Source organism: Lentzea indica (assembly GCF_012184385.1).
GTDB classification, from domain to species: Bacteria; Actinomycetota; Actinomycetes; order Mycobacteriales; family Pseudonocardiaceae; genus Lentzea; species Lentzea indica.
In genome coordinates this window covers 1-13,310 of the sequence record NZ_VSRL01000052.1, presented here as the reverse complement: position 1 = coordinate 13,310, position 13,310 = coordinate 1, and the positions used below count along the sequence as shown (strand labels likewise).

General features: G+C 65.1%; 11 protein-coding genes. 7 read left to right on the top strand and 4 right to left on the bottom strand.

All coding sequences use genetic code 11. The features are described 5' to 3' along the window. Positions 1-10 precede the first annotated feature (10 nt). The 7 genes from FXN61_RS16830 (at position 11) to FXN61_RS16800 (ending at position 10,656) form a co-directional block, all read left to right on the top strand. Positions 11-6,691 (top strand): HYD1 signature containing ADP-ribosyltransferase family protein, encoded by a 6,681-nt coding sequence (locus FXN61_RS16830; RefSeq protein ID WP_167974996.1) that lies wholly within the window; start codon positions 11-13, stop codon positions 6,689-6,691. 1 nt (position 6,692) lies between these two features. Further along, complete coding sequence (locus FXN61_RS16825) at positions 6,693-6,983, top strand: DUF6881 domain-containing protein (RefSeq protein WP_167974994.1); 291 nt, start codon at positions 6,693-6,695, stop codon at positions 6,981-6,983. A 249-nt stretch (positions 6,984-7,232) separates the two neighbouring features. Further along, complete coding sequence (locus FXN61_RS16820) at positions 7,233-7,415, top strand: hypothetical protein (protein ID WP_167974991.1); 183 nt, start codon at positions 7,233-7,235, stop codon at positions 7,413-7,415. After that, the gene (locus tag FXN61_RS16815; RefSeq protein WP_281360494.1) at positions 7,378-8,166 is read left to right on the top strand and encodes a polymorphic toxin-type HINT domain-containing protein; all 789 of its coding nucleotides are present in this window, start codon (positions 7,378-7,380) and stop codon (positions 8,164-8,166) included. Before FXN61_RS16820 ends, FXN61_RS16815 begins: the two co-directional genes overlap by 38 nt. Before the next feature lie 776 nt (positions 8,167-8,942). Further along, entirely contained in the window at positions 8,943-9,350 is a 408-nt protein-coding gene (locus FXN61_RS16810; protein ID WP_167974988.1) for a hypothetical protein, read from the top strand. Between the two features lie 219 nt (positions 9,351-9,569). Beyond that, on the top strand, positions 9,570-9,833 hold the full coding sequence (locus FXN61_RS16805; protein WP_167974984.1) for a hypothetical protein: 264 nt from the start codon (positions 9,570-9,572) through the stop codon (positions 9,831-9,833). 331 nt (positions 9,834-10,164) lie between these two features. Further along, positions 10,165-10,656, top strand: a complete 492-nt coding sequence (locus FXN61_RS16800; RefSeq protein WP_167974982.1) for an NUDIX hydrolase — start codon at positions 10,165-10,167, stop codon at positions 10,654-10,656. Between the two features lie 82 nt (positions 10,657-10,738). On the opposite strand, the gene FXN61_RS16795 is transcribed toward FXN61_RS16800, so the two are convergent. The 4 genes from FXN61_RS16795 to FXN61_RS16780 all read right to left on the bottom strand — a co-directional run. Next, positions 10,739-11,095: a DoxX family protein gene (locus FXN61_RS16795; RefSeq protein WP_167974980.1), complete on the bottom strand. Its 357-nt coding sequence runs from the start codon at positions 11,093-11,095 to the stop codon at positions 10,739-10,741. Between the two features lie 83 nt (positions 11,096-11,178). Then, positions 11,179-12,033 (bottom strand): RNA polymerase sigma factor SigJ, encoded by an 855-nt coding sequence (gene sigJ, locus FXN61_RS16790; RefSeq protein WP_312877792.1) that lies wholly within the window; start codon positions 12,031-12,033, stop codon positions 11,179-11,181. Between the two features lie 11 nt (positions 12,034-12,044). Beyond that, the gene (locus FXN61_RS16785) at positions 12,045-13,094 is read right to left on the bottom strand and encodes a FecCD family ABC transporter permease (RefSeq protein ID WP_223165471.1); all 1,050 of its coding nucleotides are present in this window, start codon (positions 13,092-13,094) and stop codon (positions 12,045-12,047) included. Continuing rightward, on the bottom strand, positions 13,091-13,310 hold a 220-nt coding region (locus FXN61_RS16780; RefSeq protein WP_167974978.1), incomplete at its 5' end, for an iron chelate uptake ABC transporter family permease subunit. The genes FXN61_RS16785 and FXN61_RS16780, both read right to left, overlap by 4 nt.

Genomic DNA, 13,310 nt, shown 5'->3' with positions numbered 1-13,310 from the left:
GAGTTGTGTCATGCCCACAGCCCTTCCTAGACGTGGCCTGGTCGTCGCGCTGGTGGCGTCGCTGGTGACCACTGTTCTCACTGCGACGCCTCCGTCGGTGGTTGCGGCGCCCTACAAACCGCCTGCACCGGCGAAAGAGCGTGTGGTCGCCGGAAAGATGACGGGTGCCTCGAAGAACGAGGATGTCCGCACCGGCAAGGCGTTCACCGGCAGCGCACCGGTGTGGCCCAAGGCGTGGGTTGCCGAGGTCGATCTCGGAGCGTCGGCGGCGAAGGTCGCCGACACCCCGCTGACCGTGGCGGCGGCCGACGCCGCTGCCACGGGGCGTGCCACCAAACCCAAGATCAAGATTGAGACGTTCGACCGGGAGAAGACCCGCAAGGCGGGTGTGGAAGGCCTGCTGTTCAAGGTTTCCGGTGGTTCAGCGAAGGTCGAGGTCGACTACTCGTCGTTCCGCTGGGCCTACGGTGCTGACTGGGCTTCCCGCTTGCGGCTCGTCGAGCTGCCCGAGTGCGCGTTGACCACACCGGACAAGCCGGAGTGCGCGGCGAAACCGGTCGGGTCGCGCAACGACACAGCCAAGAGCAAGGTGACGGCGACGCAGGCGAGTCCCGCCGCGGCGACGTTCATGGCGCTGACAGCGGGTACGTCCAGTGGTTCGGGGAGCTTCAAGGCGACGAGCCTGTCGCCGTCGGCGACGTGGTCGGCAGGGTCGAACACGGGTGGGTTCAGCTGGAACTACCCGTTGCGGATGCCGCCGTCGCTGAACGGTCCTGCGCCGTCGCTCACGCTGGGGTACTCGTCGGCAAGCGTGGACGGGCGGATGGCGGCGTCGAACAACCAGCCGTCGTGGATCGGTGAAGGTTTCGACCTCGGTGTGAACTTCATCGAGCGCAAGTACGTCGGCTGCTCCGGTGACATGGCCGATGGCGCCCGCAACACCGTCGAGACCGGTGATCTGTGCTGGCGCAACGAGAACGCGACGCTGTCGATGACGGGGCACGGCGGTGAGCTGATCAAGGAAGCAGCGCCGTCGAACCGCTGGCGGCTGCGCAATGACGACGGCACGCGCGTGGAGTTCCGCACTGGTGCGGACAATGGTGCGCGCAACGGTGAGCACTGGGTCGTGACGGCGCCTGACGGCACACAGCACTGGTTCGGTCGTGGCGCGCAGTCGGTGCTGAACGTGCCGGTCGCGGGTAACCACGCGGGTGAGCCGTGTGCTGCGGCGTTGTTCAAGGACTCGTTCTGTTCACAGCCGTGGCGATGGAACCTCGAGTACGTCGTGGACACCCATGGCAACACCATGACGTACAGCTATGACAAGGAAACCAACAAGTACGGGCGCAACAACTCCAGGACCGATCTGGCGGAGTACGACCGGGCGTCGGTGCTCAAGCAGATCGACTACGGCACTCGCACCGATCGCACTGAGGCCGCGCCGATGCAGGTGGTCCTCGAGCCGGCGGACCGCTGCCTCGCCGACTGTGGCACGAAGGACGCCCAGCACTGGCCGGATGTGCCGTGGGACCAGGAATGTGCGGGGAGCACATGCCTCTACAGCTCTCCGACGTTCTGGGGAACCAAGCGCCTGGCCTCGGTGACGACCAAGGTCGGCGGGAACGCCGTGGAGAAGTGGACGCTGACCCACTCGTTCCCGGATCCGGGCGATGGCACCCGTGCCGGCCTGTGGCTGGACAAGATCTCGCGTGCCGGACTGGTGGGACAGCAGACCACCGTGCCGGACGTACGTTTCCTGGGCATCCAGCTCAGCAACCGCGTCGACACGCACTCCGACCAGCTGGCGGCGATGAAGTGGTGGCGTCTCAAGACGATCTTCACCGAGAGCGGTGGCCAGATCGACGTCACCTACTCCGACCTGGACTGCGTGCCGGGTTCGCGGATGCCGAACCCGAACGCGTTGCAGGACAACAATCTGCGTTGCTACCCGGTGCGCTGGACGCCTCCGGGCAACACGGCCCCGATCTGGGACTACTTCCACAAGTACGTCGTGAAGAGCATGACCGAGTCGGACCTGACCGGGGGCTCGGTGCGCGTGCTCACCCAGTACGAGTACGTCGGAGATCCGGCGTGGCACTACTCCGATGACGACGGCTTCGTCAAAGCCGAGGACAAGACGTGGTCGGTGTGGCGCGGCTACGGCGCGGTCAAGACGCGTCTGGGCGATCCCGATGAGCAGACGCTGACCGAGCGGCGCTACTTCCGAGGCATGCACGGCGACAAGCTGCCTTCGGGCACGCGGAACGTACAGATGTCGGCGATCGCAGTGGGTGACGTTGCGGCGGTGAACGACGAGGATGCGTTCGCGGGCATGATGCGCGAGGAGATCATCTACAACGGTCCTGGCGGCGCCGAAGTGTCTGCGACCGTCAACGGGCCGTGGCAGTCGGAGCCGACAGCCAGCCGCACGATCAACGGCGTCACGGTCCACGCCCGGTACGTCCAGTCCGCCAGTAAGCACACGCGCATCGCGCTGGACAGCGGCCGAGGTTTCCGCACGACCAGTCAGGTCACGGAGTTCGACCAGACCTACGGTCTGGCAAGGCAGACCGAGGACCGCGGCGACGATGCGGTCACCGGTGACGAGAAGTGCATCCTGATCGACTACGCGCACAACACGTCGGATTGGGTGATCGGCAAGGTGTCGCGCAAGCGCGACTTCGTTGTCGGTTGTGCGGAGGCCAACGCGGGAACAGGCCTGCAGGATGCCGACTTCGCCGGAGACCTCAAGACCTACTACGACGGTCAAGCGCACGGCGTCGCGCCGACCAAGGGCGACCCGACCAAGTCCGAGACCCTCAAGTCCTACGTCAACGGCACCGCGGCCTACCTGACCGAGTCGTCGACCGAGCGCGACGCTTACGGCAGGGTCACGAAGCTGACCGATCTCAAGGGAACCACGTCCACGGCGTACACGCCTGCCGCAGGCGGACCGGTCACCCAGATCACCACGACCAACACGCTGGGCTGGGCCACCACGACCACAGTGGAACCCGCATGGGGCTCACCGGTGTCCACCACGGACCCCAACCAGCAGAAGGCGTTCATCGAGTACGACGGACTGGGCCGCACGACGGCGGTCTGGAAGCCCGGTCAGGAAAAGACGAACCGGCTCGCCTACAAGAAGTTCTCCTACCTGGAGCGGACCGACGGACCCGCGGTCGTCGCGACGAGCGTGATGACCAGCGGCCAGTACGTCACCTCACGAGTGCTGTTCGACGGATTGTTGCGGCCGCGTCAGACGCAGCAACCGGACGGGACAGGCAGTACGTCGAGCACAGTCATCACGGACACCCACTACGACTCGGCAGGCCGCGCCAAGCGGACGAACAACGCCTACAGCGCGAACGTCATTTCCGGCAACGACCTGTTCGTGCCGAGTGACACGATTCCGACGGCGATGGTGACGACGTACGACGGTGCGGGTCGTGAGATCGCCCAGGTGCTCAAGAAGAACGTGCCCGTCGCCAGCCCCGGCGGTGACGAGCTGTTCCGCACCACCACCTATCACGCGGGCGACCGCACGGACAGCACGCCGCCTGCCGGTGGTGTCGTGTCGTCGACGCTGGTCGACGCTCAGGGCCGCAAGTCGGAGTTGCGCCAGTACCACTCGGGCGTGGTCGCGGGTGCCGCGACCGGCTTCGACGCGACCAAGTACACCTACGACCGCAAAGGGCAGCTGACCGAGGTCACGCACCCGTCCGGCAAGAAGTGGCAGTACTCCTACGACACTCGTGGTCGTCAGATCGTCGCGGTCGACCCGGACAAGGGCAGGACCGAGTCGTCCTACGACGACGCGGACCAGCTTGTGTCCACAAAGGATGCACGCGGCAAGGTCATCGCGTACACCTACGACGCGCTGGGTCGAAAGACGAGCACTCGCGACGACTCCCCGACCGGTGCGGCGCGCCTGGAGTGGTTCTACGACCTGCTCTCCAGCGGCATCTCGATCAAGGGCGCACAGGTGAAGTCGGTGCGTCACGGCGAACTCGGCGACTACGTCACCGAACACAAGCGCATGCGGCCGCAGGACCTGCTACCCACGTCAACGGACATCACGATCCCGGCAGGGGAAACAGGCCTGGGCGGCACCTACAACTACGTGTACAGCTACAACGGCGACGGTCAGCTCTTGACCACACGCATCCCGGCGGTGGGCGATCTCAAGGTCGAAACGCTGCAGTACGAGTACGACGCGCTGGGCCTGCCCAAGCACCAGCTCTCCGGCTACGGAGCCTCGCCGCTGACTGGTCTCGTCACCTCGACCACCTACACGCCGTTCGGTGAGCTGGCGACGTACGAACTGCGCAACGGCGTCAGCGCCAACCCGGTCAACATCCTGCGTGACTACGACGACTTCACCCGCCGCCTCACCCAAATCTGGACGACAAAGCTGACCGGTCCGTCCGACGTCGCGAACGTGTCGTACAGCCATGACTGGGCGGGCAACGTCACCCGCGTCTCGGACTCGGTCAGCTCCGACGCGCAGTGCTTCCGCACCGATCATCTGCGCCGCCTGACCGAGGCGTGGACCCCGGGCTCGGGCGACTGTGCGGCAGACCCGACCGTCGCGGGGCTCGGTGGACCGTCGAAGTACTGGCAGTCCTACAGCCACAACGTCGCCGGCGACCGCACGAAGCTGGTGGAACACGGCACCAGTGCCGGCGACCGCACGACTGAGTACTTCCCCACGCCGGGCAAGCACTCCATCGCCAAGACGGTGACGACGGACAACGCAGGCAGCCGCCAGGCGCTCTACACCTACGACGAGACCGGCAACACGCTCACCCGCCCCTCACAGGGCGGTACCACACAGACGATGACGTGGGATCGCGAAGGACGCGTTGCTACCACCGCTGATGAGACGGGGCAGTCGTCGTACGTCTACGACGCGGACGGCAACCGGCTGGTCCGGCGTGACCCGGACGGTCGGACGTTGTACCTGCCCGGTCAGGAGCTGCGCTACACGGCGTCATCCGGGACGAAGGTCGGCACCCGGTACTACACCCACGCCGGCCAGTCCATCGCGATGCGGACGTCGACGGGTCTGACGTGGATGTCGTCCGATCAGCACGGCACCGCGCAGAACACGATCAACGCCCTGAGCCAGACCGTAAGCACCCGCCGCACCCTTCCGTTCGGCGAGGTCCGCGGCAACACCGGAACGTGGCCGGCTCGCCTGGACAAGGGCTTCGTCGGCGGCACGCTCGACAACACAGGGCTCACGCACGTCGGTGCTCGTGAGTACGACCCGAAGCTGGGTCGGTTCATATCGGTGGACCCGGTGATGGACCTTGCGGATCCGCGGCAGTGGAACGCGTATGTCTACGCGAACAACAGCCCGGTCACGTTCAGCGACCCGACCGGCCTGTACTGCGACTCCTGCGACTTCTATTCCAAGACGGGAAAACGCGAGAGCACAGAGGCGGGCAAGTACGTCGGGTGTGGTTACTCGCCCAACGGTCTGTGCGGGCCGGAGGGATCCGGTTACTCCCAGCAGGATTTTCAGCAGCAGTGGCAGTGGCAGTCCGGCACCGGTGACGGCTCGAACCAGCCGATCATCTACGGCCATCGGCTCCCCACCGCCGAGGAGATGAAGCGGGGGCCGATCTTCGGGGCGCCGGTCATGATGAGGCCGGGCGAGTCGTACGCGCAGGCTGTGGCGAACTGGGCAACGTACGTCTGCCGCAGCAGCAACCCCGGTGCGGGGTTCTGCGAGTGGTCCTACACGGTGGGCAACCAGCCGGCGAACGGCTGGGATGCCGTGTTCACGGTGATCGACGCGGTCGGGCTCGCCGCCGGTGCCGCGGGTGGGTCGGCGTTGCGGGGAGCAGCCGCGTCGTCGCGTGCTGGGTGGTTGGGGAAGGCCGCCAATGTTGTTGGGCGCGGTTGTGAACCCGGCAACAGCTTCACCGGTGACACACGGGTGTTGATGGCGGATGGTTCGACCAAGCGCATCGACGAGGTCAGGCTCGGCGATCAGGTGCTTGCGACAGACCCGGAAACGGGCGAGTCGGGTGTACGCGAGGTGACCGCGACGATCATCGGCGAGGATGTCAAGTTCCTCGTCGAGATCGAGGTCGACGGCGCGGGCAAGATCGTCACGACGGACAAGCACCCGTTCTGGCTGCCGGACCAGAACCGCTGGTCGGACGCCAAAGATCTGCGTGCTGGTTCGACGTTGCAAACCTCCACCGGCACACGCGTGCAGGTCACCGCGATCGCGAAGCGGGTCGAGATCAAGCGCGTGCACAACCTGACCGTAGACGACATCCATACGTACTATGTACTTGCTGGGCAGAAGCCGGTTCTCGTTCACAATTCTGGCGGCTGCCCTCCCGCAACTCTCATTCATTACACCGATGAAGCGGGTATGAATGGGATCGTGGGAAGCAGGAAATTGAATGCCTCAACCAAGGAGGCGAGTCCGAAGGATGCGCGCTACGGCGACGGGCAGTATCTCTCTGATATCGCTCCCGGAACCAAGACATGCGGCCAGTTGTCGCGATGTTTCCTTGGGCATCCATTCTCTGGGCGACGGTTCACTAACTATGTCGAGATTGACGTCAGGGGATTGAATGTCGTCAAGGGAAGAGGCAACGTCTATGTGATCCCCAATCAAGGGCCGTTGGATCTGAACGGGCGAATAATTGGTTACGGAGCGAACTGAGATGCGATACCTTAAGGTGTTGTGGAGCCACGACCTGCCTGATGAGCCGATCGAGCTGTACAGCGAGCTCGACGATGCGGGGTACGAGACCCGCAAGGTGGAGATCTATCGGGACGGACGTCGGGATTTCGCGGACGGTGAGTCATCTTCGGGAACGACTATGCTCGGGGAAAGTCCGCTTCCGAGTCTGGAGGAGATTGCCGAGCAGGAAGAGTTTTCTCCGTCGCTCATTGAAGGAGCGGACTTTGAAAGAGTCTGGCGTCAAGTTGTAGGTGACTCCGGCGACTCGTGATCGCGGGTGCGAGTGACCTTCGTCGCCTGCAGTCTTGATCGTGCGGAGCCCGGCGTCCTTGATTTCCTGGATTAGAACTCATCCCGAAATCAGGTAAATTCTGGGGCCCCGCCGGATTCTGATTCCGGCGGGGCTTCTTGGGTGTCTGACGGCAACGTCAGCGGACGGCTGCTGTGGCAGGTGAGTCGTCGGTGTCGTCGTCGGTCGGGCTGAGGGCGCCGTTGAGGGCCCAACGGTCTGTGCGGGCCGGTGGGATCCGGTTATTTCCAGTGGCAGTGGCAGTCCGGCACCGGTGACGGCTCGAACCAGCCGATCATCTACGGCCATCGGCTGCCCACCGCGGAGGAGATGAAGCGGGGGCCGATCTGCTGCCGCGTCGTCGCGTGCTGGCTGGCTGGGGAAGGCCGCCAATGTTGTTGGGCGCGGTTGTGAACCCGGCAACAGCTTCACCGGTGACACACGGGTGTTGATGGCGGACGGCTCGACCAAGCGCATCGACGAGGTCAGGCTCGGCGATCAGGTGCTTGCGACAGACCCGGAAACGGGCGAGTCGGGTGTACGCGAGGTGACCGCGACGATCATCGGCGAGGATGTCAAGTTCCTCGTCGAGATCGAGGTCGACGGCGCGGGCAAGATCGTCGCGACGGATCGGCACCCGTTCTGGCTGCCCGACGAGAACCGCTGGGCGGACGCTAAGGACTTGCGCACCGGTTCAGTGTTGCGGACCTCGGCCGGCACATCGGTCCAGATCACCGCGATCAAGAAGCGCACCGCAATCAAACGCGTGCACAACCTCGCCGTCGACGACATCCACACCTACTACGTCGTGGCAGGCAGCACATCGGTCCTCGTCCACAACACAGGGCCGTGTGGAGTGGATCTGGACGCAATGTCCAAGAGCGGAATGCGTCCCGACAAGGGAAAGAAGACTCGGGCGGGTCGGGAGTGCCAGAAGCACATGGATCGCGGGGACCTCGATGTGGTTCCGGGGAAGAAGCTGGACTCAGCCGGGCAGAACCTTCTGGACGATATTTTTACCAATCCGGGAACTGTTTCCTCCTCCGTAACCTCGGGGAACTTCGCTGGCGGCACTCGGTATATAATGCCTGATTCTGCTGGCGGGCGAGGATATGGTGCCACGTTCGATGCCAACGGTGACTTCCAGTACTTTGGACGGTATTGACACGTCGGTTGTTCTTCCGTGGGTTGCGCGTCATGATGGTGGGCGCGCGTTGGCAGAGCTTGCGAACAGCGTCGCGCGTGAAACCGTGCAGGAAGTGCGGTACGTGGCCCTAGAGGGGGAGAGCTGGCCTGACGGGCACAGGCATGACCGCGTTCACGAGGTCGACACTGCCGTTGAGCTGGCGATGTCCAGTGGCGCACGACTGATCCTGTCGTGGGCCATGGACGGGGTGGACGAGGGCTTGGCCATCGAGTTCCGGCCGCTCGGTGAGAGTGGTTCCGACCTGGTTGGAAGTCGAGTGGTTGTCAGCCGTCACGAGGGGTGGCAGAAGTTCATCGGCAGTTCGTTCGTGGATGTCGTTCCTGTCTGGCACGTTCCTTGCGAGGGGCGTCCAGAAATGCCTTGGTCTTATCGGCTCAAGTCTGACAGGGCTGGCAGTGTGGTAATTTGCGCTTGGAGAAGCCGATGGTGGAGGTTTGAAGTATCAGCCAGATGCCTTGGTTGTAATCTTCGACCAGGTGCTGGCGACTTCGTTCGTGATTCCTGCGAGTACGACCTCATCGTGGGGTTAGGGGCCACTTGCAAGTGCGGAAGGGGGACGCCCTCTGACTCGGAGGGTGTCCCTTTCTGAGTCGAGAGTGGCGGCGAGATCCGGCTGGTCACCGACCCTTCTGCGCCGCTGTATCGCGGCGGCAACGTTTACCAGCGTGAGCTGAAGTATCTGCGGGATCGGGGCTATACCTTCGAAGCGCGGGATGGGTACTGGGTGGTGACACGTGGGCGCTAAGCGATCGGCAACCGTCGCTCGGGCATTTGGGAGCGAGGTCAAGCAGCGGTTTCGCTTTCTGGTCGATCAGGAAGGATTTCTCGGGCCGGAAGAACACGATGGCGAAATCGCTTACCACGCGCCGAATCTTGTCATCAGGGTGGCGCTGGATCAGCGAGATCGATACGTGCTGACGTTGGTCAACGGAGAAGTTGACGGATTCACCGCGAGGGCCGAGCTGTCGTGCCTGTACATTGGTGCAGGTCTTGGTCCGGTGCAAGACGTGGTGTGGTCGGCGGGAACTTTGCACGCGATGGTGAAAGCCTTGGATTCTCAGGCAGCGGCGGTCCGCAAGATCCTGCCGGTGTTGAAGGGTGAAGGGGCGGGGAAACTGCTGCGGGAGTGTCACGGCAAATGAAAAACACATTGGCAAGTGCCGCCGCGGTGCACGCGCTCATGGTCATCGCCGCATGCGGCGTCGATGTGCCCGCGGGACTTTGCGGACAAGGTCAACTCGGGTTGTCCCGATCTTGTCAAGCCTGAGCCGGTCGCGGTCATCACTCAGGGGCTTGAGGTGTCCCAAGTCGACGGTGGAACTGCTGACAGCTGCAAGGTCTCTGTGCGGGATGGTCGTGATGTGCTCCTTGTTTCCCTCATCGCCCACCCCAGCCAGGAAGTCGCGGAGAAGCTGACAGCCGGGCTGTGCCCCAGCGGGGTTTTGGACGAGGCGGACAAGTCGTGCACGGCCAGCACGGCGGACAGCGGAAAGTTCGCGGTGCACGGCGTGGCCGGGCGGTGGGAAGTGCGGATCGCGGTCTACGAGATTCCGGTGAACGACGAGGCGAAGGATGCTGTGCACCAGATTCTCAAGGACCTCAGAAGCTCCAGCAAGACCAAGTGATCGGGGGCGTGGCGACTGCGGTGGACCAGCTGCGGTCGCCCGTCCCGGACGTTGTGCTTGTCGAGAATGTCCTCCGTGCAGGTGAGTCGGCGTGGTAGTCCTCGTTGAGGACATCGCCCAACCGTTGCCGTCGGCGGATATCCAGATCGACGAGCTGATCACTCAGGACTCGCCGTCAGGTTGGCGCTGACCGCGCACAGGACGCTGCTAACGTCGGGCCCTGCCACGGCGGTCGACGCGCACAATGAGCCGGAGCCGACCCTGTTCTGAACTCCGGCACCACACGTGCCGGCTGCTGCCGAGTCAGCCGACCGCGAGGGACGCCCGCCGGATGTCCACCACCGTCACCACCCCGCGCATCGGCGCTCGGGTGCTGCTGCTCAACGCCCACGACCGCGTGCTGCTCATCCACGCCTGCGACCCGCTCGACCGCGGCCATCACTGGTGGGAGCTGCCCGGCGGCGGCCTCGACCAGGGCGAACAGCTGGAAGACGCTGCTCGTCGCGAGGTCGCGGAGGAGACCGGGCTCGTCCTTTCGTCGCTGGGACGCAGGCTGTGGATCCGCGAATCTCGCTTTCACTACAAGGGGCTTGACCACCACCGCGAGGACCATGTGTTCCTCGGCCGCACCACAGATACGGCACCGAAAGTCGCGCTCAAGCCCACCGAGAACGAGAAGGCCGGGCTGATCGAACGTCGTTGGTGGTCGGTAGCCGAACTCCACCAGTGCACGGACAAGCTCCTGCCCGCTCAGCTCCCGAACCTGCTCGACGATCTCCTTGCGGGCGTCCTGAGCACTACGCCGCTGAGATTGGTCGACTGACCGCGATTCACGCACGTGCTGCCAGACACGTTGTAGGCCGACGCCGACGTGACTCCAGTGCTGACCTCCTCCGCCAGGGCTGTCATGCGCCCCGGTGGTACGCGAGGTTGACGGCGAGCGCGGCCAGAGCGAGTCCGAAGAAGAGTGCCCAGGCGCCGAGCCGGAAATTGCCCGCCCGAACATGCGCGCCCAGCGCGCAGAGGAAGTACAGGACCAGACCGGCTGCCGCGAGCGTTCCCACGACCGGCACGACGAACCCGGCCAGCAGGCCGAGCGCTCCTGCACCCAGGAGCATTCCCAACGGCCGCACCCATGATCGGGGGATCCGATTGCGGTCCGCCTCCGTCTTCGGGTACTCGTGGCCGATCAGGTTTGCCACGGCGGCCGAACCGTTGAGGGCTGAGGCGAGCAGCGTCACCGTGAGATAGAGGGCGAACATCGAAGTCTCCGTATCCGTGAAAGCGACCGGTCGCTCTCACGGACGAGACGGTGACTCCGATGTGTGACATGGAGTGTTCTGGGTCACAGCGCAGTCAGCTTCTGCGGGTTGCTGACGACGTGGATGGTCTGAACCAGACCGTCCACCATGTGCAATGTCATTGCCAGCACCGGTGTTCTGCCGAAGCGGACCGCGACACCGGGGCCGCCGTTGAGGTGGAGCACCTGGGCCGTCGAGCCCACCGGCTGTTGCCGGGAGAGGACGACGATGGCCCGGGCCACGAGGTCCGAACCGTGGATGGGCTTGCGCGGCGCGCCGGTGAGGCCGCCGCCGTCGCTGACCATCGTCACGTCAGGTGCCAGAACGTCGATCAGCGCGGCGATGTCACCGCCGGAACAGGCGGCCAGGAACCGCTCGGTCACCTGCTGACGGGTCACGAGGTCGCTGTCATATCGACGTCGGCGGCTCTCCACCGCCTTTCTCGCCCGGTGTGCAAGCTGGCGCACCGCCGGCTCCTCACGCTCTACGAGCCGCGCGATCTCGGCGTACGTGTACCCGAACGCCTCGTTCAGCACGAACACCGCGCGTTGCAACGGAGACAACGTCTCCAGGACGAGCAGCAGCGCTGTGGAGACAGAATCGGCGTCGGCGAGGTCCGGTCCGGTGAGGACGGGCTCAGGCAGCCACGGTCCGATGTAGGACTCACGCCGCACACGGGCGCTGCGCAGCTGGTCGATCGCCAGCCGGATGGTCACTCGGACCAGGAAGGCTTCGGCGTCCACGACGGTGGCCGGGTCGACGCGACTCCACCGCAGCCAGGCCTCCTGCACCACGTCTTCGGCTTCCGTGACGCTGCCGAGCACCCGATACGCGACGGCGTGCAACAACCCGCGGTGCTGTGCGAAGGGCGGCTCGTGCTGGTCGCCTGACACGGTCACCTGAACCAGCCTCAGGCCGCGCGCTTCACGTTCGCGCGCACCAGGAGGTAGACGAGGAACGGCCCGCCGATGATCGCCGTGACGATGCCGACGGGCATGTCGTTGGGCAGCACGATCCGTGCGATGAGGTCCGAGCCGATCAGCAGCAGCGCGCCGAACAGCCCTGACGCGATCAGCGGCGGAACGGGAGAACGCAGCAGCCGCATGGTGATCTGCGGTGCGACCAGGGCGACGAACGGCACCGGACCGGCAGCGGAGACCGCCACGCCGGCGAGCAGGACAGCGCACAACAGCAGTACGGCTCGCACGGCCGTGTACCGGACACCGAGACCGGCGGCGACGTCGTCACCGAAGTGCATCGGGCGCAGTTGGAAGGCGGTCACCAGCACGACCACGACCAGCGCGAGGGTGATCCACAACGAGTTCCACACCTCGGTCCACGACCGCGCGTCGAGCGACCCGACGAGCCAGGACTGCGCTCGGGCGACGTCACGGATGTCCGCCAGCACCAGCAGCCACGTCGTGAGCGCCTGCATGACCGCGTTGACCGAGACGCCGATGAGGATCAGCCGGAAGCCGTCGATGCCCCTTCGCCACGCCAGGAAGTAGACGAGGAGACCGGTCAGGAGCCCACCGGTGAGCGCGGCGGCGGGAAGTCCGATCGAGCTGGTGACCGCCGCGCCACCGCTGGCCGTGACGAGGAAGACGGCGGTGGCGCTGGCACCGCCGGTGATGCCGAGAACGTCCGGGCTGGCCAACGGGTTGCGCGCGATCGACTGGGTGAGTGCGCCGGAGATTCCCAGCGCGGAGCCCACGATCAGGCCGACGAGTGCTCGCGGCATCCGCAGGTCCATGATCACGAACTCGTCGACCCGCTCGCCCTGCCCGAAGAGCGTCCTGATCACGGCGGGCAGCTCGATCGTGAAGTCGCCGACCGAGATCGACACGCAGAACACCAGGAACGTGATCGCGGTCAGAACCACGGTCACGAGCACGATCCACGGCCGCCAGACCCAGGACCAGCCGCCGACGCGGACACCGGGATGCATCTGTGTGGTCATGCCTGCCTGAACTTCCCGAGCCAGACCAGCACCGCGAAGAACGGTGCGCCGATGAGTGCGATGACGATGCCCGCCTGCAGCTCGGCCGGCCGCACGACGAGCCGTCCCGCGATGTCGCAGAGGAGCAGCACGGCCGCGCCGAGGAGTCCGGCGTACGGCACCAGCCAGCGGAAGTCCGGGCCGGTCAGCCAGCGCGCGACGTGCGCGACCATCAGA